This is a genomic window from Kitasatospora sp. NPDC057965 (assembly GCF_042887135.1).
Taxonomy (GTDB): domain Bacteria; phylum Actinomycetota; class Actinomycetes; order Streptomycetales; family Streptomycetaceae; genus Kitasatospora.
This window is the reverse complement of sequence record NZ_JBHVPZ010000004.1, coordinates 179,103-199,543: the sequence shown is the minus strand read 5'-3', so window position 1 is coordinate 199,543 and position 20,441 is coordinate 179,103. Positions and strand designations below refer to the sequence as shown.

Sequence of the window (20,441 nt, the reverse complement as noted above, 5' to 3'; positions counted from 1 at the left end):
GAAGGTCGGACGTAGCGCACGCAAATCCCTCCCCCGTCAGCCAACAGCCCTGTCCGGTACCCGCGAACCCTCACCCACGCGCGGCCGGGCACAACGAGAGGTGTCGGTGCCATGCAGCACAGCACAGTCCAGGGCCACCTGACCATGAACCTCGTGGTCTCGTCCGAGTTCACCCTCAGCATCGTGGTCGACCTCGACTACGACCCCGCCGACCCCTACGCGGTCGGCTTCACCTTCCACCTGCCCGGCGACGAGCCGGTCACCTGGGTCTTCGCCCGCGACCTGCTGCTCGACGGGCTGGCCCGGCCGTCCGGCGAGGGCGATGTGCACATCCACCCGGTGGGCGGGGAGCTGGGCGAGGTCTGTCTGGTGCTGCGCTCCCCCGAGGGCGACGCCGTGCTGTGCGGCGCCGCGCCGCCGCTGATCGCCTTCCTGGCGCGCACCGACCGGCTGGTGCCGATCGGCGAGGAGGCCGCGGCCGGGGACCTCGACGCCCAGCTCGCGCTGATCCTGCACGAGAACGCCGGGTGAGCCGCCGGAGGACGCGGCACGCGCATCGAAAGGGGCCCGTACCCGGGTGGTTCACCGGGTACGGGCCCCTTCCGCACGGGCCGGCACGGATGCCGCTCAGTCCTCGTCGAGGGCGAGGCTGAGGCCCCAGGACACCAGGCTGACGATCAGCGCGCCGAACAGGGCGGACCAGAACCCGTCGACGTGGAAGTCCAGGTCGAGCTTGTCCGAGGCCCAGGAGGTCAGCCAGAGCATCAGCGCGTTCACCACGAAGGTGAACAGGCCCAGGGTGAGGATGAACAGGGGGAGCGAGAACAGCTGCACCACCGGCTTGATCAGCCAGTTGACCACGCCGAACACCAGCGCCACGGCGAGCACCGTGAGCGTCTTGTGCTGCCAGTCGTCCCCGGTGAGCGTGATCCCGGAGACGATCCAGGCGGCGACCCAGATGGCCGCCGCGTTGATCAGTGTCTTGATGACGAAACCCTTCATGGGGCCAGCGTCCCAGGTCGGTCAAGGGGAGGCGAGGTTCCGTTCGGCACGGTGGTGTTGAATGCCGGTGACCCGAGGCCGCACGAGGAGGGTGCCCCGATGAAGCTGTTCCGGCTGGACCGCCTGGACGCCGAACGCGCCGCCAACGACGGTGCGTACCTGCGCTTCCTGCGCGAGCCGCGGATGTCCGCCGGCCTGTACGCGCTCTCCCCCGGCGACACCGACACCCAGACCGCGCACGCCCAGGACGAGATCTACCAGGTGATCAGCGGCCGGGCCGAACTGACCGTCGGGGACGAGACCGCGACGGTGGGCCGGGGCACCGTCGTCTACGTCCCGGCCGGGACGCCGCACCGCTTCCACCACATCACCGAGGAACTGCGGGTGCTGGTGGTCTTCTCGCCGCCGGAGGACTGAACCCGGGCGCGGTGGACCTCCGGTTAGGGTCGGGGCATGAGCAGCCTGAGCCTGACCGAAGAACTCTGGGCGGCGATCGAGCCGGTCTACGCCGAGATCCTCGCCCACCCCTTCCTCGCCGGCCTGACCGACGGCACCCTGCCGCGGGAGGCGTTCCGCCACTTCGTCGTCCAGGACTCGCACTACCTGCGCGACTACGCCCGGGCGCTGGCCGTCTGCGCGGCCAAGGCGCCCGGTGAGGAGGAGGTGCGGGCCTTCGCGGACGACGCGATCGGCGCGCTGGCCGCCGAGCAGGGGATGCACGCCGAGTTCCTGGACGCCTTCGGCGACACCGCCGAGGGCGCCGCCGCCGAGCCGGTGCTGCCGACCACCCGCGCGTACACCAGTTACCTGCTCGCCACCGTGTACGGCGGCTCCTTCGCGGAGGCGGTCGGCGCGGTGCTGCCCTGCTACTGGATCTACGCCCGGGTCGGCGAGCGGCTGCTCGCCGAGGGCTCCCCCGACCCGCTGTACGCCAAGTGGATCGCCACCTACGGCGACGAGGCGTTCCAGTCGGTGGTGCGGCGGGTGCTGGCGCTGACCGACCGGCTCGGTGAGGAGATCTCCCCCGCCGAACGGCGCCGGGTGACCGAGCACTTCGTCACCACCTCGCGCTACGAGTGGATGTTCTGGGACGCCGCCTGGCGCGGGGAGAGCTGGCCGGTCTGAGCACTGCCGCGGGGCCGTGCGGGGGACCGTGCCGGGCACTGTCCCGGGGAACGTGCCGGGGGTCGGGTCGGGGACGTTCCCCGAGGTCGGGGCGGGGGTTCACCCGAGGTCCGGGGTCGGGGGGATCTCCGGGTTCTCTCGGGGCCGTTGGGCCTCGTTCCGTCCCTCGCGTCACCGTACGATCGAAGTACCGAAAGCGAACGGGATGCGGCACCGGGACGGCAGCCGACCCCTTGGGGAGAGAAGGAACGGACATGGCTGAGCTCTGGAAGTCGCTGCCCTCGTGGGTGCGGAACATCGTCGTGCCGGTGCTGGTACTGGTGCTGGTCTGGAACCTGCTGATGTTCGTCTTCGGCGTGGTCGGCGCGCTGCTGGCCTTCGCCGTCAAGGCGCTGGTGGTGGTCGGCATCGCCGCCGCCGTGGTGGTCCTGGTGAAGAAGGCCGCCAAGAACTAGCGGAATCGTGGCCCGGCGCCCGCGCCCCCGTGGGGGACGCGGGCGCCGGGCGTTTCCTCAGGCGGTGGTCTCGCGCAGGAAGGCGTCGAGGTCCCGGTGCGGTCGCCAGCCCTGGGAGCGGGCGCGGGAGAGGTCCAGCACCACGTCGCGGGAGAGCTGGTCCACCGCGTACGGGGTGAGGCCGGGCAGCCGTCCGGTCCGGGCGGCCAGCCGGGCCAGCGGGGCGGGGACGTGGTGGATCCGGGCGTCCACCCCGTGCGCGGCCAGCACCGCGCGCACCACCGCGTCGCGCCGGTAGGGCCGGGCATCGGCGATGTTGTAGGCGACCGGCGTCCACGGGCGCTCACCGGTGCGGCCCGCGCCGACCGCGGACAGGCAGGCGTCGGCGAGGTTCTGCACGGCGGTGAGGCTGAGCCGGACGTCGCCGCCGGGCAGCAGCAGCCGGCCGTGCCGCACCCGCGCCAGCAGCCGGGGCACCAGGTGCGGGTCGCCCGGGCCGTAGACGGCGCGCGGGCGCAGCACCACGGCGCCCGCCGCCAGCGCGAGCCGTTCCCCGGCGGCCTTGGTGCGGCCGTACGCGTTGAGGTGGCCGGCCTCGGTGGGGTGGTGTTCCTGGACGGCCGTGCGCACCGGCCGGGGGTCGTAGACGCTGGCGCTGGAGACCCAGGCGAGCGGCCGGTCCCCGGCGGCGCGCAGCAGGTGCTCGGTGCCGGTGACGTTGACGGCGTGCTGGGCGGCCTCGGCCCCGGCCCCCGGGGGCAGGTCGGCGACGGCGGCGGCACAGTGCACGATCGCGTCGGCGCCGCCGAAGTCCGGCCGCCCGGCGGTGGCGTCCCAGGGGACGTGACGGCCGGCCGGGCCGGGGCGGCGGCCGTAGCAGAGCACCTCGTGGCCGGCCGCGACGGCGGCCCGGACGACGTGTGAGCCGCAGAAGCCGCTCGCGCCGGTGACGGCGATCCGCATCGGAGGTCTCCTCGGGTGGTGCGGGATGGATCGGGTGGTCCGGGCGCTCGGGGTGGTTCGGCCGGGGGCGCGGGGTTCAGGCGGGGGTGCGGGTGGCGCGCACGGTGAGCACGGCCCAGCCGGGCAGGGCGGCCCGGCGGTCGGCCCGGGCCGCGGTGACCACGGGGGCGTACGGCGCGAGCGCGAGCAGCAGGTCGGCGAGCAGGGCGCGGGCCACCCCGGCGCCGGGGCAGGCGTGCGGGCCGGCGCCGAAGACCGCCTGGGTGGCGGCGGGTCCGGGGGACGGTCCGCGGCGGTGCGCGCCGGCGGCGTGCCGGGCGACCAGGATCAGCCGGTCGCCCCCGCGCACGGTCCGGCCGGCCAGTTCGGCGTCGGCGGCGGCCACCCGGGGGAGCAGCGGCGAGGGGGCGGTGAGCCGGAGCAGTTCGGCGGCCAGCGCGGGCGCGCCGGCGGCGTCCACCGAGGGCCAGAGACCGGCGTCGGCGCACCAGGCGGCGGCCCGGGGGAGCGCGGCGACCGTGGTGTTGACGGCGGCCACCGCGACCATCGCGTCCCGGGGGGCGGGCAGCAGCGCGGCGAGTTCGGCGGCGCGGACGGCGGCCGTCCGGGCGGCGGCGCGTGGGCGGGGGCCGGGCAGGTGGTCGCGGGCGGTGGCCGCCGCGGCCTCGGTGGCGGCGCGGGCCAGGGTGTGCGGGCAGCCGCTCGCGCCGGTCAGCCCGGCGGCCGTCACTCCGGCCAACTCGCGTGCCAGGGCGACGAGTTCCAGATCGCCGGTGACGAGCGCGGGGACCCGGGCGGCGAGCACCGCCTGCCAGTGCGGGCGCAGCCGTTCCACCGCCGATGCGTCCAGCGCGGCGGCCAACTCCCTTCGCGCGGAGCGGTGATCGGCACCCTCCTGGTCGAACAGCACGCCGCCGTGGGCGAGTTCGGCCGCCGCGCCGCCGGTGGTGCCGGGCGCGGTGCGGTCCAGCGGGATCCGGGTGAGCGCCTCACGGTAGGCCTCGGCGCCGTGCACCAGCACCGTGCGGCCGAGCCGGGCCACCGGGCGGCGGCGGGTGGCGGCGAGCAGTGCGAACAGCAGCGGGTGGCTGCGCAGATAGACCCGGCGGTCCCGGCGCCGGGCCCCGGGGTGCAGGGCCGGGCCTCTCGCGCCGGTCATGTCGCCAACTCCCGTGCGCAGTAGGCCGAGGCGGCCGCCCGGTCGGGCTTGCGGGAGCGGCCGGCCAGCGGCACCTCGCCGAACAGCAGGGCGTCCGGGCGGGCCGAGCCCATCCGGTCCAGCGGACCGGCCAGCGCGCCGCGCAGCCGCCGGGGGTCGGTGCCGGGCGAGGGCTGGACGAGCGCGACCAGCCGCTCGTCGCCCTGTCCGTCCGGGACGCCGACCAGCACCGCGAGTTCGACGCCCGGCAGGTGCAGGGCGGGCTCGTACAGGCCGGGGTAGATGTTCTCGGCTCGGCGCAGCACCATGTCCTTGAGCCGGCCGGCGAGCACGATCCGGCCGTCCGGGGCGAGCGTGGCGCGGTCGCCGGTGCGCACCCAGGGCTCGGGCTCCTCGCCGAGGTGGCGGTGGCGGGCGCCGGGGCCGGTGAGCAGCAGTTCGCCGGCCTCGCCGAGCGCGGTGCGGATCCCCGGCAGCGGCGCGCCGACCAGGTCGCCGGGACCGGTGAAGGCGCTCTTCTCGGCCTCCTCGACGGCCGCCGCCGGGAACAGCTCGGTGAGCGCGTAGACGCCCCAGGCCTGCTCGGCCCCGGCCTGCTTGACCCGGCGCAGCAGGGCCGCGTCGGCGGGCGCCGAACCGGTCCAGACCCGGCCGGTGAAGCGGGCCCCGGCGGCGAGCGCGGCGCGCAGTTGCGGCGGGGTGAGGTAGCTGTGGGCCGGGGCGAGCCGGTCGAGCTGGCGGGCCAGCGCGGCGGCTTCGCGGGCCGGGAGGGCGACGGCGGCGCCGGCGGTGAGCGCCGGGACCAGCACGAAGAAGGTGCCGCCCAGCACCACCGTGCCGGGGCGCGGGTCGACCAGTTCGGTGACGGTGCTCAGCCCGGCGGCCAGGCCGTTGCGGGAGTGCACCACGGCGCGCGGGCGGGCGGTGGTGCCGGAGGTGAAGACGATCACGGCGTCGGCGTCGTTCCCGGGCGTGTCGTGTCCGGGGACCCTCGGCACCGACGCGCCGAAGGGGTTGGTGTGCAGCCGGGGCGCGCAGCCGGGCAGCCGGCGTCCCAGGGTGGCGACCGGGCCGAGGGTGCCCAGCGGGGGCAGCGCGAGGTCGGCGCGGCGGGCGAGCGGCCCGGCCCAGCCGGCCACCGCCTGGGCGGCGGCGTCGGCGAGCACCAGGTCGGGCCGGGCCAGGGCGAGCCGGGCGGCCAGGACGTCGGGGCCCGCGGTGGGGTCGAGGACGGCGGTGCGCAGGCCGAGCCGGTGCGCGGCCATCAGCACGGCGAGGGCGCGCGGGCCGGGGCGGACGGCGACGCCCAGGGTGGTGCCCTCGCCGAGGCCGCGGGCGTTCAGGGCGACGGCGTAGTTGTCGGCGAGGTCGGCGAGTTCGCCGCGGCGGATCCGGACCCGGGTGGTGCCCAGCCGGGTGTGGCGCAGGACGGCGGGGCGGTCGGGGTGGACGGTGCGCAGGGCGTGGGCGAGCCGGTCGAGCACGGGCTGTCCTCGGGTTTCGGCGGGTGGTCGGGTTTCGGTGGTCGGGTTTCGGTGGGCCGTTTTTGGGAGGCCGTTTTTGCGGGCAGCGGGCAACGGTCAGCGGACGTCGACGGCGCGGGCGCCGGCACCGCGCTCCAGGTACCAGCGGGCGGTGCCGACCACCCCGTACGCGCGGATCCGCCGGGTCGAGTTCTGCACCACCATGTCGCGGCGGTGGACGATCGCGGTGGTGTGCCGGCGGACCCGGTTGATGAATGTCCGGTCGGTCGGCGAGGGCCGGCGCGGCATGCCGCCGACCGCCTGGTACAGCTCGGCGGTGATCGCCATGTTGTTGCCCGCGTGCATCCGGTACCGGGTGAGGTAGCCGTGCCGGCGCCGGTGCGCGGGCCGGATCCGGCCGAAGAACGCCCCGAGCGCGACCAGCACCAGGAAGACGGCGCGCCCGGCGGGCCCGTGCTCGTCCCGGCGGGCGGTGACCCGGCCGCAGACCAGCCCGCCGCCGCCGAGCATCGCGGCCCGGGCGGCGGCCGTCCAGCCGGGCTCGGGCAGGCAGTCGGCGTCGGTGCGGGCGAGCAGGGTGGCGCCGTGCGCGATGGCGTGCCGGAACGCGGTGTCGACGGCGGAGCCGACGCCCTTCTCCGGTTCGACCAGCACCTCGACCGGGAACGGCGCGTGGGCGGCGAAGGCGCGCACGGCCGCCACGGTGCCGTCGGTGGAGCCGTTGTCGGCGACCAGCAGCGTGAAGTCCCGGTCCCGCTGGGCGGCGAGGGCGGCCAGGGTGCCGCCGATCCGGGCCTCCTCCCGGTAGGCGGGGACGATCACCCACAGCGCGGTCACGACGCCTCCCAGACCATCGTCATCAGGCTGACGCCGCCGCCGAGGCCGAGCATCAGCACCTTGTCGCCAGGCGTCAACTCACCTCGTATTCGGTCGAGTTGGATTCCTATCGTGGCGCTGGCGACATTGCCGAGCTCGGGCACGGTGACCACCAGCTTCTCCTCCGGCACCCCGGTGGCCTCGACGAACCGCTCCAGGTAGGGGACGGTCACCTGGTGCACCAGCACCCGGGCGTAGTCGTCCCAGCCGAGGCCGGTGCGGGCGGCCACCCGGGCCAGGATGTCCAGCCCGATCTTCTCGAAGACCCCGCGCAACTCCTTTCCGCCGCCCCGGAAGTAGCTGTACTCGTCGCCGCGCGGGTGGCGCGAGCCGCCGCCGGGGATGCCGCCGATCCGCCAGTGCTCGGAGGCGGTCTCGGTCTCGACGTCCAGGATGCCGCCGCGCTCGACGGCCTCGACGACCACGGCGGCGCCCGCGTCGCCGAAGGTGTAGCCGGCGAAGCCGTCGCGGAACTCCTCCGCCCCGCCCGGGTCTCGGCGCATCGCCCGGCTGGGCGTCTCGCCGGTGACCACCAGGGCCCGGCGGGCCCGGCCGGCCAGGATCATCGCGCGGGCCAGGTCGATGCCGTTGAGGAAGCTGTTGCAGGCGTTGCTGACGTCGAACGCGTGGGCACGGGAACCGAGTTCGGCCTGCACGAGGTGGGCGGTGGCGGGCTCGGCGACGTCCCGGGTGGCGGAGGCGAAGAGCAGCAGGTCGACGTCGAGCGGGTGCAGCCCACGGGCGTCCAGGGCGCGCCGGGCGGCGCCGACGGCCAGCGTGGAGGCGTACTCGCCGTCGGCGGCGAAGTACCGGGTGAGGATGCCGGTGGCCTTCTCCAGGGTCCGCTCCGGCAGGCACAGCCGGCCGCCGGCGGTGATCTCGTCCTGGAGTTGCCGGGAGGTCAGTCGGCGGGCGGGGAGCTGGGCTCCGGCGGCGGTGATGCCGATCCGCGCGATGGCTGCTGGTTGCATGGCCCCATCGTCCGGCGAGCCCGGCCGCGCCCGCCTGAGTACGGGTACTCAGGCGGGCGGACCGGGCTACCCAACCGCTCAGTCCTCCTCGGGGATCGCGTCCACCGGCACCGCGTCCACCGGCACGGGCACCGCGTCCACCGGAACCGGGACGGCCGTCGGAGCGGCGGTCGCCGGGGCGGCGGCGCCGTCCGGGCCGACGGTGGACAGCAGCTGGCGGGCCAGTCCGAGCCCGGTGCCGCCCATCGCCAGCGCCTTGGCGAACAACTCGCCCATCCCGTCGGCCCCGTTGAGCAGCACCATGTGCTCGACGTTGCCGAAGGACTCCGCGGCGGCCCGCACGATCTGCGGCCACTGCTCCGCCAACTCCTGTGCCACCACGGCGTCCTGGTTCTCGGCGAGGGCGGTGGCGCGGGCCTTGATGCCCTCCGCCCGGGCCAGTCCGATCGCCCGCGCCGCCGCGGCGTCGGCCAGACCGCGCGCCTCGGCGGCGGACGCCTCCGCCTGTCCGGTCGCGGTGGTCGCCTCGGCCTGTGCCAGGCCGCGCACCCGGGTGGCCTCGGCGTCCGCCTCGGCCGCGACCCGCACCCGGCTGGCCTCGGCGGTCGCCGCCAGCTCGGTCTCCCGGGCCTGCGCCTGCGCGGCCGAGATCCGCGCGTCGCGGGCCGCCTCCGCGCTGGTGCGGGTGTCGTACGCGCGGGCGTCGGCGGGTTTGCGCACGTCGATCTGCAGCTGCTGCTCCTTGCGCTGTGCCTCCAACTCGGCGACCCGGGTCTCCTGGACCACCACCTGCTGCCGGGCGGCGGCGTCGGCCAGCGGTCCGGCCTGTCGGGCGCGGGCGGTGGCGGTGTCCATCTCGGCCTGGTACGAGGACTGCTGGATCTCGCTGTTGCGGGTCGCCTCGGCCTTGCGGGCGGCCGCCTCCTGCTCGGCCTCGGTGGCCAGCCGGTCCGCCTCGGCCTGGGCGATCCTGGCGTCCCGCTGGACGGCGGCGGCGTGCGGGATGGCGAGGTTCTTGATGTAGCCGGTCGGGTCGATGATCTCCTGGATCTGCAGGGTGTCGATGATCAGCCCGAGCTTCTCCATCTCCAGCCCGGAGGCGGCCCGGGTCTCGCCGGTGAGCCGCTCGCGGTCGCGGATCATGTCCTCGACGGTGAGCCCGCCGACGATCGAGCGCAGGTGGCCGGCGAAGACGTTGTGCACGCGCTGGCTGATCAGCTTCTGCTGGTCCAGGAAACGGCGGGCGGCGTTGGCGATCGAGACGTCGTCGTCGCCGACCTTGAAGATCACCACGCCCTTCACCCGGACCGGGATGCCCTGCGTGGTGACGCACTCGACGTTCAGTTCCGCCTCGTTGAGGTCCAGCGAGAGCCGCCGGACCCCCTGCAGGCCGGGGGTGACGAGGGTGCCGCGCCCGGTGACGATCCGGAAGCCCAGACCGTCGCCGACCCCCTCGGTGCGGTGCCGGGAGCCGGAGATGATGAGCGCCTCGTTCGGCTCGGCCACCCGCCACATGAGTTTGAAGAGCGTGACCCCGATGATCAGTGCCGCGACGGCTGCCCCGGCGATGATGAGTCCCATGGTTCAACTCCCCCTTCGAGCGCAGGAGATGCGCCGAGTCGGATTGTCCGCCCCGGCCGATCCGGGGGAAAGGGAAGTGACATGACTGGCCGTCACAAGGTCGTCACCGGAGGGTCATCGGCGTGTCACGGCCCGATCGGCGCCACGTACACCGTCCTCGGCGGCTGGTACTCGATCACCACCACCGGTGTGCCGACCGTCAGTCGCTCGCCCGGCACCGCCAGGTAGGCGAGGAACGCCTCGGTGCCCTGACGCTCCGGCACGTGCACCATCACCTCGCCGACCAGCCCCGCGCCAACCGCCCCGGTGACCCGCCCCGTGCTCCCGACCACGCCGGCCTCCTCGCCTCGTCCGCTACGGAGCCAGTCTGCCCGCAGCGGCGGCTACGCGCCCCCCGTTCACCGTCCGGACCTCGACGTTCCCCCTCCCGGACCCGCTCTGGACCTCCGGCGATCGGCTCGCTACGGTGTTGGACGTCATGCGCGGGCAACACCGCCTGCGGACGCGGGAGCTCGGAGCACCGGGCTGAGAGGGCGCTGAACGGGACGTCGACGGACGGACCGGCGGCTGCGTCGACCGCAGGAACCTGACCGGGTAATGCCGGCGTAGGGAGTTTGAGGTCCGATGACCAGCTTTGAGGCACAGCCGCAGTCTGCCCGGCCCCGGTCCGGCCCCGAGGGCGCCGTCACCAGCGCGGGCAGCGGCTACCCGGCCCCGGCCTGGCGCAAGGCCCACCGCGAGGGGTCCCGCCCCGATCTGCGCGTGCCGTACCGCGAGGTCGTGCTCACCAACGGGAAGACCGTCCCGCTGTACGACACCTCCGGGCCGTACACCGACCCGGACTACGAGCCCGACGTGCGGCGCGGCCTGCCCGCCCTGCGCGAGGCCTGGATCCGTCAGCGCGGCGACGTCGAGGAGTACGACGGCCGCGAGGCGCGCCCCGAGGACGACGGCATCCGCCACACCTCGCCGCGCGGCGGCGACCTGCGCAACCTCGACGCGGTCTTCCCCGGCCGCCCGCGCCGCCCGCTGCGCGGCCGCGACGGAGCCGCCGTCACCCAGCTCGGGTACGCCAAGCGCGGCGTCGTCACGCCCGAGATGGAGTTCGTCGCCCTGCGCGAGGGCCTGGCGCCCGAGTTCGTCCGCGACGAGGTCGCCCGCGGCCGCGCCGTCATCCCGGTCAACGTGAACCACCCCGAGGTCGAGCCGGCGATCATCGGCACCAACTTCCTGGTGAAGATCAACGCCAACATCGGCAACTCCGCCGTCACCTCCTCGATCGAGGAGGAGGTGGAGAAGATGACCTGGGCCACCCGCTGGGGGGCCGACACCGTCATGGACCTCTCCACCGGCCGCAACATCCACACCACCCGCGAGTGGATCCTGCGCAACTCCCCCGTGCCGATCGGCACCGTGCCGCTCTACCAGGCGCTGGAGAAGGTCGACGGCAAGGCCGAGGAGCTGAGCTGGGAGGTCTACCGCGACACGATCATCGAGCAGTGCGAGCAGGGCGTCGACTACATGACCGTGCACGCCGGCGTGCTGCTGCGCTACGTGCCGCTGACCGCCCGCCGCAAGACCGGCATCGTCTCGCGCGGCGGCTCGATCATGGCCGCCTGGTGCCTGGCGCACCACCGGGAGAACTTCCTCTACACCAACTTCGAGGAACTCTGCGACATCCTCGCCCGCTACGACGTCACCTTCTCCCTCGGTGACGGCCTGCGCCCCGGCTCGATCGCCGACGCCAACGACGAGGCCCAGTTCGCCGAACTGCAGACCCTCGGCGAGCTGGGCCGGATCGCCCGCGCCAGGGACGTCCAGGTGATGATCGAGGGCCCGGGCCACGTCCCGATGCACAAGATCAAGGAGAACATGGATCTCCAGAAGGAGATCTGCGACGAGGCCCCCTTCTACACCCTGGGCCCGCTCACCACCGACGTCGCGCCCGGCTACGACCACATCACCTCGGGCATCGGCGCGGCGATGATCGCCTGGTGGGGCACCGCGATGCTCTGTTACGTCACCCCCAAGGAGCACCTGGGCCTGCCCAACCGCGACGACGTGAAGACCGGCGTCATCACCTACAAGATCGCCGCCCACGCCGCCGACCTCGCCAAGGGCCACCCCGGCGCCCAGGCCTGGGACGACGCCCTCTCCGACGCCCGCTTCGAGTTCCGCTGGGAGGACCAGTTCAACCTGGCCCTCGACCCGGAGACGGCCCGCGCCTTCCACGACGAGACCCTCCCCGCCGAGCCCGCCAAGACCGCCCACTTCTGCTCGATGTGCGGCCCGAAGTTCTGCTCGATGAAGATCAGTCAGAAGATCCGCGACGAGCACGGCGACGGCTCCACCGCCGTCGAGTCCGGCTACGACGCCGAGGCCGAGGCCGGCATGCAGGCCATGTCCGAGGAGTTCAAGGCCCACGGCAACAAGGTCTACCTCCCTCTCGCGGACTGACACACCACACCCGAGCGCCGTCCCGACCGACGCGGGACGGCGCTCGGCTCAGGATCCCCCGGTGTTTGGTGGAAGGCGTCGTCCTATGTTCGGCCCGTGACGCTCTACTTCGACCCGGGGCCGGTACTCGGCGAGGACCGTGAAGTGTTCCGAGGCCGCTGGGAGGACTGCCTCTGGCTCAACGTTTCCGGACCCCTCTACGGAGGTGAGACCGACACCTGCCGAACAGGCCGGATCACGCAGTACCTCTCCGACCACGACTGGGCCAGTATCGACTGGGCAGAGCAAGGGGTGGCGGAGGCGGTCCGGGACTACGAGTCCTACATGGCTGGCGGTCTTGCGACGGACCTGCGGGTCTATCTCTACTGGCTGGAGGAGGGGACAACCGGGTGAGCGAAGTGGCCTTGAAAATATCGTCCATGAGGAATCCCTCGGAGCAGGTTCGACGCGTGCTTGAATCGCTCGGAGATGAAGTCTGATAGGGGATGAACGTGACCCGAGGCGGCAGAATTCGGCGCTTTGGGTTTCTGCGACAAGTCCGTGAACGCCAAGTGTGCCGTCGAGGCCCTGGCTAGCTGCGGGCCGAGTCCGGGGAGTTCGCCGAGCAAGGCGACCGGGTCTACCTCCTGCTCGCCGACTGATCCGACCTTCAAGAGCTTGGCAGGGCGGACCCGCGACTGTGGGGGAGTCGCGGGCCGCCCACGCTTCGGAAGCCTCAGGTCCCATCGTGGATGCGCTGGTACTCGGCCGTTTCATCCCAACACTGAAGGGCCAGCCTTGGCATTTCGTCACGCTGACGCAAATTCGCCGGAACTGGACCTTTGAGCTTCGTGGTCTGACATGCTGAAGGTCCGTCGAGAGGGGCCGCAGCGATGCAGTGGAAGATCCACGGGGAACGTCCGATCTACGAGAACCCTTGGGTGAACCTGTGGCTGGCTGATGTCGAGCAGCCCGACGGGCACCGCTGGGAGCACCACGTGGTCAAGCTCCGGCACCTGGCGGTCGCGGCCATCGTGAACAGCGAGAAGCAGGTGCTCATGATGTGGCGGCACCGCTTCATCACCAACACCTGGGCCTGGGAACTCCCGATGGGGCTGATCGAGCCGGACGAGACCCCGGCGGAGGCCGCGGCCCGCGAAGCGCTGGAGGAGACCGGCTGGAAGGTCGGTGAGGTCAAGCCGCTGATCTACGCCCAGCCGGCGAACGGGATCACCGACTCCGAGCACTTCGTGTTCCGGGCCGATGCCGTCGAGTACGTGGGCCCGCCGACCGAGCGCAACGAGTCCGACCGGATCGAATGGGTCGCCCTGTCCGAGCTGCGCGGCATGATCGACCGCCGCGAGATCGTCAGCAGCGGCACGCTCGTGGGTGTGCTCTACCTGCTGCTCGACGAGGCCGGCCTCTGATCATCCGGCCGAGCCGGTGATCCGGTCGACCAGTTCCTCGGCCTGGGTGTGGCCGCGGTAGGGCTTGAGCAGCTGCCGGAACTCCTGGAGATGGGCGACCACCCTGGGGGATTCGACGGCCGCCGCGAGGTCGAGGGCTGCCGTCGCGGTCGTGCAGGCCAGTTCGAGTTCCTGCCGCTGGAGTTGCGTGCGGGCGAGCCAGAAGCTGTGGAACGCGCGGCCTCGGAGGTTCGTCGTCGGCTCGGCACGGAGGGCTTCGGCGATGAGGGGCTCGGCGGCCGTCGCATCGCCCAGCTGGCCAAGGGCGATCCCGGTGTCCACGGTGAGCTTGGTGTGGTCGAAGTACTGGACCCATACGGGATCGTCGTCGGTGGTGGAGATCCGCTCGAAGTGGTCGTGTGCTCGGGTGATCGCCCGGTGGGTCGCCGCCTGGTCGTTCGCGCTCGCGTGGCCGAAGGCTTCGCGCATCGACAGCATCGACAGCAGCCTCGGCGTACCACCGTCGAGATGGGCGTTGTCCTGGGCGGCTCGGGCCAGCGTGATCGCGTCCTGGGCTTTCTCCTGGTAGGTCGCCTGGAGGCTGAGGCAGGCGAGCACGTTGGCGATGAACGGGCGGTCGCCGATCTCGCGCGCGAACCGGAGTGCTTCGGTGAAGTAGCTCTGGGCGGTGTTGAACTGCCGTGCGTCGAAGTACGTCCACCCGGTGAGGCGCGCGAGTTCGGCAGCGATGCCGTGGAGGCTTCGGCGGTAGTTGGGATCCGCGGTGTCGTGCATGATGCCCGTGACGTACCTGAGCTGGCCGATCACCGCCGGTCGTAGGGCTTCACCGCCATGCTGGTCGTCGCGTCGCCAATAGTCCTCGATGGACGCTTGCAGGGAACGCAGGACGTTGGGCGTGACCCTTGTACCTGCGGCTATGGCGAGAATGTCGTCCAGCTCGGTCCCTGCTCGGGCTTCGGGAGCCGGCCGGGGGAGATGGGCCACCTGGACCTGGGGCGAGAGCCCCTGGCGTAGGACGGCGGGCTGTTCCCAACTGCGATCGGCCAGGCCGAGCATCCGCCCGGGAATCCGTAAGCCGTCCGCGATGCGCTCGATGACGCCCATGTTGGTGATCTTCGGGCGCCCCTTCATCACCTCGCCCACCCTGCTGGGCGTCAGCTCGCATGCGCGAGCGATTCGGGACGGGTGGAACCCGCCTTTGCGTGCGGCGAGTTGGAAGATCCGCGCGAAGTCGCGCTCCGCGCAGGCGAGAACCAGGTCGGGGTCCGCGAGCAGTCTGCGCGGAAGCCCCTGCGGCTCTGTGGACTCGCTCATGGCTGCCACCCCTCAGCGCCAGGAAGATCATCGCTCAGTGTCACGCGAGATAACCGACCGCGAGTTTACCCATCGTGGGTACACACGCTGGCCTTTTTCGAAGCTGTCCGCTCGGGGACTCTGGAGTCACCTTCGGGAGATGCCCGGAGGGCGATGGAGAGGGTGGCTGGGCTGATGAGCGTGATCAATTCCGCCTCGACAGTCCATCCCTCCTCCGCCGGCTGCCCGATCGACGTGCCCATCGAGATCCCGGTGGTGCTTCCTGGTGACTGGCGGTGCCGGGTGGAACTGCCCTGTATCCCCGAATCGGCCGGTGCCGCACGCAAGTTGGTGGCCGCCGGCCTGGCCGCTTGGTCGCTTGATCATCTCGCTGACGTGGCTGAGCTCCTGGTGACCGAGCTGGTCGCCAACGCGGCCAAGCACACGGGGTGCACGAGGATCTCCGTTGCGGTGGAGCGGCGGCAGTCGTCGGTCCGTGTGGGGGTCCGGGATTCGTCCGTTGAACTGCCGTGCCGCGTGGAGCCGAAGGGTGAGGCGGAGTCCGGGTACGGCCTCGGCCTGGTGGACACGCTCGCCTCTCGCTGGGGTGTGGACCTCGCCGCGCTCGGCAAGTGGGTCTGGTTCGAGCTGAGGACGGTGGCGGCGTGAACGTGAATGGACCAGGGACCCACGGTCTTCATCGTGGCGAGCATCGTGACCCGGTTGGCGCGGTACTGGCGGGGGTCTGGGTGCTCGGCCACGCGGTCACCGTGTTCCTCCTCGGTGCTTCGGTGTTGAACCAGTTGGAGGCTGCCGACCATCAGGGCCTCGCACACCCCGCGCGGTCGGCACCCGATCGCGAGCCGCCGACCTGACAGGCGGGTCCCCCAAGACTCCCCTGGCCCCGACGACTACACCGGGGCCTGGGGTGCGCCACCGTGACGGGATCGACCGTCACGCCCTGCACCAGCGGAGGGAGGTGAACAACATGGAGAACCTGGTTCAGCTCGACCCCGAGCAGGAGGAGGAGGTCGTCGTCCTGGGTGACGCGACGTTCCTGACTCAGGGCAGCAACAACAACAGCGTCGAGGGCAAGCGCGCGCCGTACGACGCCTGACGTTGACGGCACGGCGGCGGCACCCTGACCCCCCCGGGGGGGTGCCGCCGCACCTTGCTCCGGCTCGATCCTTGGAGGTGATCGCATGAGCCTGTTCGGTGGATCAATCAGCCCGGCCACCACGTCCCGAACGCCTGCCGGCGCACGGGTGTGGTGGCGCGCCCCGTCGGCCTGGTCGGTCGACGCCCGGGTACGCCTGGCGGAGGGCGCCGGTAAGCGGTTGGCGGTCTTCGGCCCATGCGGTGCCACGGACGCGGACCTGGATCGCCTCGTCCGTTCAACCGGTCTGCGCGTCCTGGACATGGCGGCAACCGCCTGGACGGGGGCGTACACCCTGGTCTTCGACGACGGCCGCGGCGAGCTCACGGTGTGGGCCGACCCTGCCGGCGCGGCCCCGGTCTACATCACCCAGGCTGACGGGACTTTGGTCTGGGCATCGAGTGCGCTCGCGCTGGCCTCGCTGATCGGTGCCGAGCCGGACGAAACCTGGCTGGCCGCGCACCTGGCCGAGCCGACCGCGTGGGTTCCCGGCAGGTCGGCTTGGAAGGGAGTGGAACAGGTACCGCCGGGGCATCGCTGGACCGCCAACGCGTATGGCGCTTCCGCCTTCGCTCCGTTCTGGCGGGCGCCCCGCCTCGCCTGGGGCGACGCCGTACAGCGGCTGCGCGACGACCTGGAGGACAGCGTGCTCATCCGGGTTTCCGGACAAGCGGCGTCCTCCGATCTGTCGGGTGGTCTCGACTCCAGTACCCTAGCGGCGATCGCCGCAACGTCCGGTCCTGTCACCGGCCTCACCTACCACCCCCAGGGGCGGGAGAGCGGCGGAGACACCGACCACGCCCGCGCCGTCGCCCGTGCGTTCCCCGCTATCCGCCACCGCTTCATGCCCCTGGGCCCGGAGCACCTGCCCTTCGCGGACCTCGGTTCCGTCCCGTTGACGGACGAACCGGCGCCGTCGGCCATGGTCCACGCCCAACTCTCCGCCCAACTCCGTTTGTTGGCGGTTGACGGCATGAACGTGCACCTGACCGGGGACGGCGGGGACTCCCTGTTCATGCCGCCCCCGGTGCACATGGCCGACCTGGCGCGATCGGGTCGGTTCCTCCGCCTGGCCGACGACGCGCAGGCATGGGCACGGCTCTACCGGTCGAGCCCCTGGACAGTGGTGGCCGCGGCCTGGAAGGACCCCGGAAAGCTCGGCGGTGCGACGGCGCCGATGCCGTGGCTCACCCGCCGCACGCTCGACCTGGCCCGGTCCGTCACCGCTCCACACGCGGACACGCTCACCCTCGGTCACGCCGACCGCTACCTCCTGGGAGAAGCACGTTGCGTCGGCCGGACCGCCGCGACGGAGAACCAGCTCGCCGCCGCGCACGGCATCGAGATGCACAACCCCTACACGGACGCCCGCATCGTGGAGACCGTCCTCGCCACGTCCGCGACGCAACGGTGGTCCGCACGCCGCTACAAGCCGCTGCTGGCCGACGCCGTGACCGGTCTCCTGCCTCAAGGGGTCCTTCAGCGGGGCGCCAAGGGGGTGTTCGCGGCCGATCACCACCACGGGCTGCGCGCGAACAAGGCCCGGGTCCTGGATCTGGTGGACGGGCACCTCGCCGACCTCGGGCTCATCCGCCCGGCGGCCGTGCGCTCGCTGCTGGGCCATGCCGTTCTCGGCGTCGACATCCCGTGGGGCCTGATCGAACCCGTTCTCGGTACGGAACTCTGGCTCCGGGCCTCGGCCGCGGCCGGACAGGCGGTTCGCTGGGAGGAGAGGCCATGACGATTCCCACGCCGACGAAGCACACGCGTACCGCGCTGACCGGCCGCGCGGGCGTGGTCGTCGACTACCGGACCGGCCGGACGGTCCTCCTTGCGGGCGACACGCTCACCCGCTGGCTCGACGCGCTGAAGCACAGCGCGGCGCCGGCCCCGGTTCCCCTGCGCGACTCGCAGGTCTCCTGGGGAACCCGCGAATCCCCTGCTCGTCTGGAGACGGTCGCCCCGCCACCGTGGGCATGGCGGCTGGCGGCGGCGGCCGTCGTGGCGACGACCCTGGCCGTGCGCACAGCAGGCCGTCCTGGCAGAAGCTTCGGTCGCCTTCGCCGCCTCGCCGAGGCCGGCGGCCGGCGGCCGCTCCCGAGCGCACGCCACGCCGGCCTCGCGGTGCGCTCGGTCCGTTGGGCCGCCCGCGCGATCCCCACCCGTGTCGCCTGCCTGGAGGAGAGCGTGGCGGCCTCCCTCCTGCTCCTGCTCGGCGGCCGTGGTGGTGCCTGGCGCCATGGCGTGGCCACCGACCCGATACGCCTGCACTCCTGGATCTGCGACGTTCACGGCCTGCCGGTCGAGGAACCCGAGCAGACTGGCGACTGCACACCGATCAACGCACCGACCGACCCGGAACGAGGCACTGATGCCCACCCCTCACATCCTGCTGCCCGGCGAGCGCGTCAGCCTGGCGATGACCAACCGTGACCACCTGGCCGACTACCACCGATGGGAGAACGACCCCGGCACCATCCTCGGCTTCGGCACGCAGGTCGCCCAGTCCTGGGAGGTCCGCGCGGGCGGCTGGGAAGGTCAGGGCCGCAACCGTGACTACCCCCAGTTCGAGGTGGTCGCCGGCGACGACCACACGCCGGCCGGCATCACGACCCTCTCGATCGACCCCGCCGTGAGGACGGCCGAGTACGTCATCCTCCTCGCCCCGGAGGCGCGCGGTAAGGGCTTCGCCACTGAGGCGACCGAACTGACGCTCCGCTGGGCCTTCGAGTACACGGCCCTGCGGATGGTGTGGCTCAAGGTCCTGGAGCCGAACGTGGCGGGCGTCTCCGCCTACCAGAAGGCCGGGTTCCAGCCCGCCGGGCGCCTGCGGCAGTCGGGCTACTGGCTCGGTCGTCCCTGCGACGAACTCCTGATGGACGCCACCGCCGACGACTTCTTGAGCCAGCGCAGTAGCTGATGCCACGTCTGTGCAAGCTCTGCTCGATGAAGATCAGTCAGAAGATCCGCGACGAGCACGGCGACGGCTCCATCGCCGTCGAGTCCGGCTACGACGCCGAGGCCGAGGCCGGCATGCAGGCCATGTCCGAGGAGTTCAAGGGCCACGGCTACAAGGTCTATCTGCCGATGGCCGACTGACGCACCGTCCTCGTGGCGCCGCCCCGGTCGACCTCGGGGCGGCGCTTCGTCGTGGGCAGCCGTTCACCGCGGGGTGTCGGGGCCGGACAGTTCGCGCCGGGTGCGCAGCGGTGAGAAGAAGATCGGGACCCAGACCGTGGCCAGCCCGGCCGCGCCGACCCACAGGGCGGTGCGGACCGACGCGAGTTCGCCCAGTAGGCCGGCCAGGGCGGCGCCGACGGCGAGCGAGCCGGTCAGGACGACCCGCATGGTGGCGTTCATCCGGCCGAGCAAGTGGTCCGGTGTCACGCTCTGGCGGAAGCTGACCGTGATCACGTTGTCGATGCCGACCTTGCACGTGGTGATCAGCCAGGCCGCCGCGGCGAGCCAGAGGGCCGGGCCGCGATCGGCCAGCGCCAGCAGGGCGCCGAACGGCGCGACGGCCAGGCCCATCAGCCACAGCACCCGACCCGCGCCGAGTCGGTGCGCCAGCCGGCGGGCCGACTGCGAACCGATGAACACGCCGAGGCCACCGGCCGCGAAGTACAGGCCGATGACACCGTCGGAGAGGCCGAGTTCACGGGTGAACAGCACCGGCAGCATGGTCTGGCAGAGCTGGATGGACAGGTTGGTGCAGGCTCCGGCGAGCGCGACGGCCCGGAGTGTCGGGTGGCCGAACACGAAGCGCAGGCCCTCCCGGATCTCGCCGCCGAGGCGGGCGTCGCGCCGGTGCTGCGGTCGCGGCTCCGCCCGGCGGATGCGCAGCAGGAGGATCGCCGACCCCAGGTAGCTGGCCGCGTCGACCACGACCGCTGCGGGAGCGGACAGCAGCGCCACCAGGAAGCCGCCCACGCTCCGCCCGCCGATCTGGGAGAGGGCGTCCACGGTCACCAGGTGGGCGTTGGCCTGGGTGAGCCGGTCCCGCCCGACCAGGTCGGGCAGTTGGCTCAGCGCGGCCACGTCGAAGAGGACCGTGGCCGCGCCCACCAGCAGGACCACCAGGTAGAGCTGCTGGATCGTCAGACAGTCGAGCAGCCAGGCGGCCGGCACCGACCCGAGCAGCGCGACCCTGGCCAGGTCGGCGGCGATCATCACGGGTCGCTTGCGGATCCGGTCCACCCAGGCACCGGCCGGCAGGCCGATCAGGAGGAAGGCGAGGGTGCTCAGCGTCGCCAGCAGGCCGACCTCTCCGGCCGAGCTGTGCAGGGTCAGGACGGCGGTCAGCGGGATCGCCAAGGAGCTCACCGCGGTGCCGAGCTTGCTGACCGTGGCGGCGCCGATGAGCAGGCGGAAGTCCGGGCTCCGGAGGACCGAAGGACGCGGATCGGGAGTGGTTGCGGCCGTGTCCGGCCCGTGGGCGATCTCATGGCTGGTCATGGAGTGAGGCTCCCGCCGCGCCGCCCGGCGGGCGAGGAATTTAGGCTGGGCTGAATCC

Annotated in this window: 23 protein-coding genes and 1 riboswitch; of the genes, 13 read left to right on the top strand and 10 right to left on the bottom strand. The window is 72.7% G+C overall.

Annotated elements, in window-relative coordinates; all coding sequences use genetic code 11:
- Nucleotides 1-111 precede the first annotated feature (111 nt).
- Nucleotides 112-531 (top strand): SsgA family sporulation/cell division regulator, encoded by a 420-nt coding sequence (locus tag ACFVVU_RS06735; RefSeq protein WP_380684647.1) that lies wholly within the window; start codon nt 112-114, stop codon nt 529-531.
- A gap of 96 nt (nt 532-627) precedes the next feature.
- Here ACFVVU_RS06735 and ACFVVU_RS06730 read toward each other — a convergent pair whose 3' ends face one another.
- Entirely contained in the window at nt 628-1,002 is a 375-nt protein-coding gene (locus ACFVVU_RS06730) for a phage holin family protein (RefSeq protein WP_380684648.1), read from the bottom strand.
- Nucleotides 1,003-1,101: 99 nt separating this feature from the next.
- Between ACFVVU_RS06730 and ACFVVU_RS06725 the strand changes: the two genes are divergently transcribed.
- From ACFVVU_RS06725 to ACFVVU_RS06715, 3 genes are all read left to right on the top strand, one after another.
- Nucleotides 1,102-1,419 (top strand): cupin domain-containing protein, encoded by a 318-nt coding sequence (locus ACFVVU_RS06725; protein ID WP_344338921.1) that lies wholly within the window; start codon nt 1,102-1,104, stop codon nt 1,417-1,419.
- A gap of 36 nt (nt 1,420-1,455) precedes the next feature.
- Nucleotides 1,456-2,127 carry a thiaminase II gene (gene tenA / locus ACFVVU_RS06720; protein WP_387788619.1) on the top strand — a complete coding sequence of 224 codons (672 nt, stop codon included), beginning with the start codon at nt 1,456-1,458 and terminating at the stop codon, nt 2,125-2,127.
- A 254-nt stretch (nt 2,128-2,381) separates the two neighbouring features.
- Entirely contained in the window at nt 2,382-2,582 is a 201-nt protein-coding gene (locus ACFVVU_RS06715) for a DUF5326 family protein (RefSeq protein ID WP_380684650.1), read from the top strand.
- 57 nt (nt 2,583-2,639) lie between these two features.
- Here the strand turns inward: ACFVVU_RS06715 and ACFVVU_RS06710 are convergent, their stop codons facing one another.
- The 7 genes from ACFVVU_RS06710 to ACFVVU_RS06680 all read right to left on the bottom strand — a co-directional run bounded on the left by ACFVVU_RS06710 (nt 2,640) and on the right by ACFVVU_RS06680 (nt 9,948).
- The gene (locus ACFVVU_RS06710; protein WP_380715075.1) at nt 2,640-3,545 is read right to left on the bottom strand and encodes an NAD-dependent epimerase/dehydratase family protein; all 906 of its coding nucleotides are present in this window, start codon (nt 3,543-3,545) and stop codon (nt 2,640-2,642) included.
- A 76-nt stretch (nt 3,546-3,621) separates the two neighbouring features.
- Nucleotides 3,622-4,704: a cytochrome P450 gene (locus ACFVVU_RS06705; RefSeq protein WP_387788618.1), complete on the bottom strand. Its 1,083-nt coding sequence runs from the start codon at nt 4,702-4,704 to the stop codon at nt 3,622-3,624.
- Nucleotides 4,701-6,188: a class I adenylate-forming enzyme family protein gene (locus tag ACFVVU_RS06700; protein WP_387788617.1), complete on the bottom strand. Its 1,488-nt coding sequence runs from the start codon at nt 6,186-6,188 to the stop codon at nt 4,701-4,703. The genes ACFVVU_RS06705 and ACFVVU_RS06700 overlap by 4 nt, the downstream gene beginning before the upstream one ends.
- Before the next feature lie 96 nt (nt 6,189-6,284).
- Nucleotides 6,285-7,025, bottom strand: coding sequence for a glycosyltransferase family A protein (locus ACFVVU_RS06695; RefSeq protein WP_380688313.1), 741 nt, complete (start codon nt 7,023-7,025; stop codon nt 6,285-6,287).
- On the bottom strand, nt 7,022-8,035 hold the full coding sequence (locus ACFVVU_RS06690) for a 3-oxoacyl-ACP synthase III family protein (protein ID WP_387788616.1): 1,014 nt from the start codon (nt 8,033-8,035) through the stop codon (nt 7,022-7,024). Before ACFVVU_RS06690 ends, ACFVVU_RS06695 begins: the two co-directional genes overlap by 4 nt.
- A 78-nt stretch (nt 8,036-8,113) precedes the next feature.
- A complete protein-coding gene (locus tag ACFVVU_RS06685; protein ID WP_387788615.1) occupies nt 8,114-9,616 on the bottom strand; it encodes a flotillin family protein in 1,503 nt (500 codons plus the stop codon).
- A 125-nt stretch (nt 9,617-9,741) separates the two neighbouring features.
- Nucleotides 9,742-9,948 (bottom strand): hypothetical protein, encoded by a 207-nt coding sequence (locus tag ACFVVU_RS06680; protein ID WP_350560485.1) that lies wholly within the window; start codon nt 9,946-9,948, stop codon nt 9,742-9,744.
- 162 nt (nt 9,949-10,110) lie between these two features.
- Nucleotides 10,111-10,245: riboswitch (TPP riboswitch) on the top strand.
- On the opposite strand from ACFVVU_RS06680, the gene thiC reads away from it, so the two are divergent.
- From thiC to ACFVVU_RS06665, 3 genes are all read left to right on the top strand, one after another.
- Nucleotides 10,241-12,073, top strand: a complete 1,833-nt coding sequence (gene thiC, locus ACFVVU_RS06675) for a phosphomethylpyrimidine synthase ThiC (RefSeq protein ID WP_387788614.1) — start codon at nt 10,241-10,243, stop codon at nt 12,071-12,073. (Overlaps the previous riboswitch by 5 nt.)
- A gap of 96 nt (nt 12,074-12,169) precedes the next feature.
- On the top strand, nt 12,170-12,466 hold the full coding sequence (locus ACFVVU_RS06670; protein ID WP_387788613.1) for a hypothetical protein: 297 nt from the start codon (nt 12,170-12,172) through the stop codon (nt 12,464-12,466).
- Between the two features lie 479 nt (nt 12,467-12,945).
- Nucleotides 12,946-13,479: an NUDIX domain-containing protein gene (locus tag ACFVVU_RS06665; protein ID WP_350755141.1), complete on the top strand. Its 534-nt coding sequence runs from the start codon at nt 12,946-12,948 to the stop codon at nt 13,477-13,479.
- Here the strand turns inward: ACFVVU_RS06665 and ACFVVU_RS06660 are convergent, their stop codons facing one another.
- Nucleotides 13,480-14,793, bottom strand: coding sequence for a hypothetical protein (locus tag ACFVVU_RS06660; RefSeq protein WP_387788612.1), 1,314 nt, complete (start codon nt 14,791-14,793; stop codon nt 13,480-13,482).
- 174 nt (nt 14,794-14,967) lie between these two features.
- Here ACFVVU_RS06660 and ACFVVU_RS06655 point away from each other — a divergent pair, with 174 nt between their 5' ends.
- From ACFVVU_RS06655 to ACFVVU_RS06630, 6 genes are all read left to right on the top strand, one after another.
- Complete coding sequence (locus ACFVVU_RS06655; RefSeq protein WP_387788611.1) at nt 14,968-15,441, top strand: ATP-binding protein; 474 nt, start codon at nt 14,968-14,970, stop codon at nt 15,439-15,441.
- A 319-nt stretch (nt 15,442-15,760) separates the two neighbouring features.
- The gene (locus ACFVVU_RS06650; protein ID WP_387788610.1) at nt 15,761-15,889 is read left to right on the top strand and encodes an albusnodin family lasso peptide; all 129 of its coding nucleotides are present in this window, start codon (nt 15,761-15,763) and stop codon (nt 15,887-15,889) included.
- A gap of 85 nt (nt 15,890-15,974) precedes the next feature.
- Complete coding sequence (locus tag ACFVVU_RS06645; protein ID WP_387788609.1) at nt 15,975-17,669, top strand: albusnodin/ikarugamycin family macrolactam cyclase; 1,695 nt, start codon at nt 15,975-15,977, stop codon at nt 17,667-17,669.
- Complete coding sequence (locus ACFVVU_RS06640) at nt 17,666-18,361, top strand: lasso peptide biosynthesis B2 protein (protein WP_387788608.1); 696 nt, start codon at nt 17,666-17,668, stop codon at nt 18,359-18,361. Before ACFVVU_RS06645 ends, ACFVVU_RS06640 begins: the two co-directional genes overlap by 4 nt.
- Complete coding sequence (locus ACFVVU_RS06635; RefSeq protein WP_387788607.1) at nt 18,300-18,848, top strand: GNAT family N-acetyltransferase; 549 nt, start codon at nt 18,300-18,302, stop codon at nt 18,846-18,848. The genes ACFVVU_RS06640 and ACFVVU_RS06635 overlap by 62 nt, the downstream gene beginning before the upstream one ends.
- Nucleotides 18,849-18,874: 26 nt before the next feature.
- A complete protein-coding gene (locus ACFVVU_RS06630; RefSeq protein ID WP_387788606.1) occupies nt 18,875-19,027 on the top strand; it encodes a thiamine biosynthesis protein ThiC in 153 nt (50 codons plus the stop codon).
- Between the two features lie 63 nt (nt 19,028-19,090).
- Here the strand turns inward: ACFVVU_RS06630 and ACFVVU_RS06625 are convergent, their stop codons facing one another.
- Nucleotides 19,091-20,383, bottom strand: coding sequence for an MFS transporter (locus tag ACFVVU_RS06625; protein ID WP_387788605.1), 1,293 nt, complete (start codon nt 20,381-20,383; stop codon nt 19,091-19,093).
- Nucleotides 20,384-20,441: the final 58 nt, after the last annotated feature.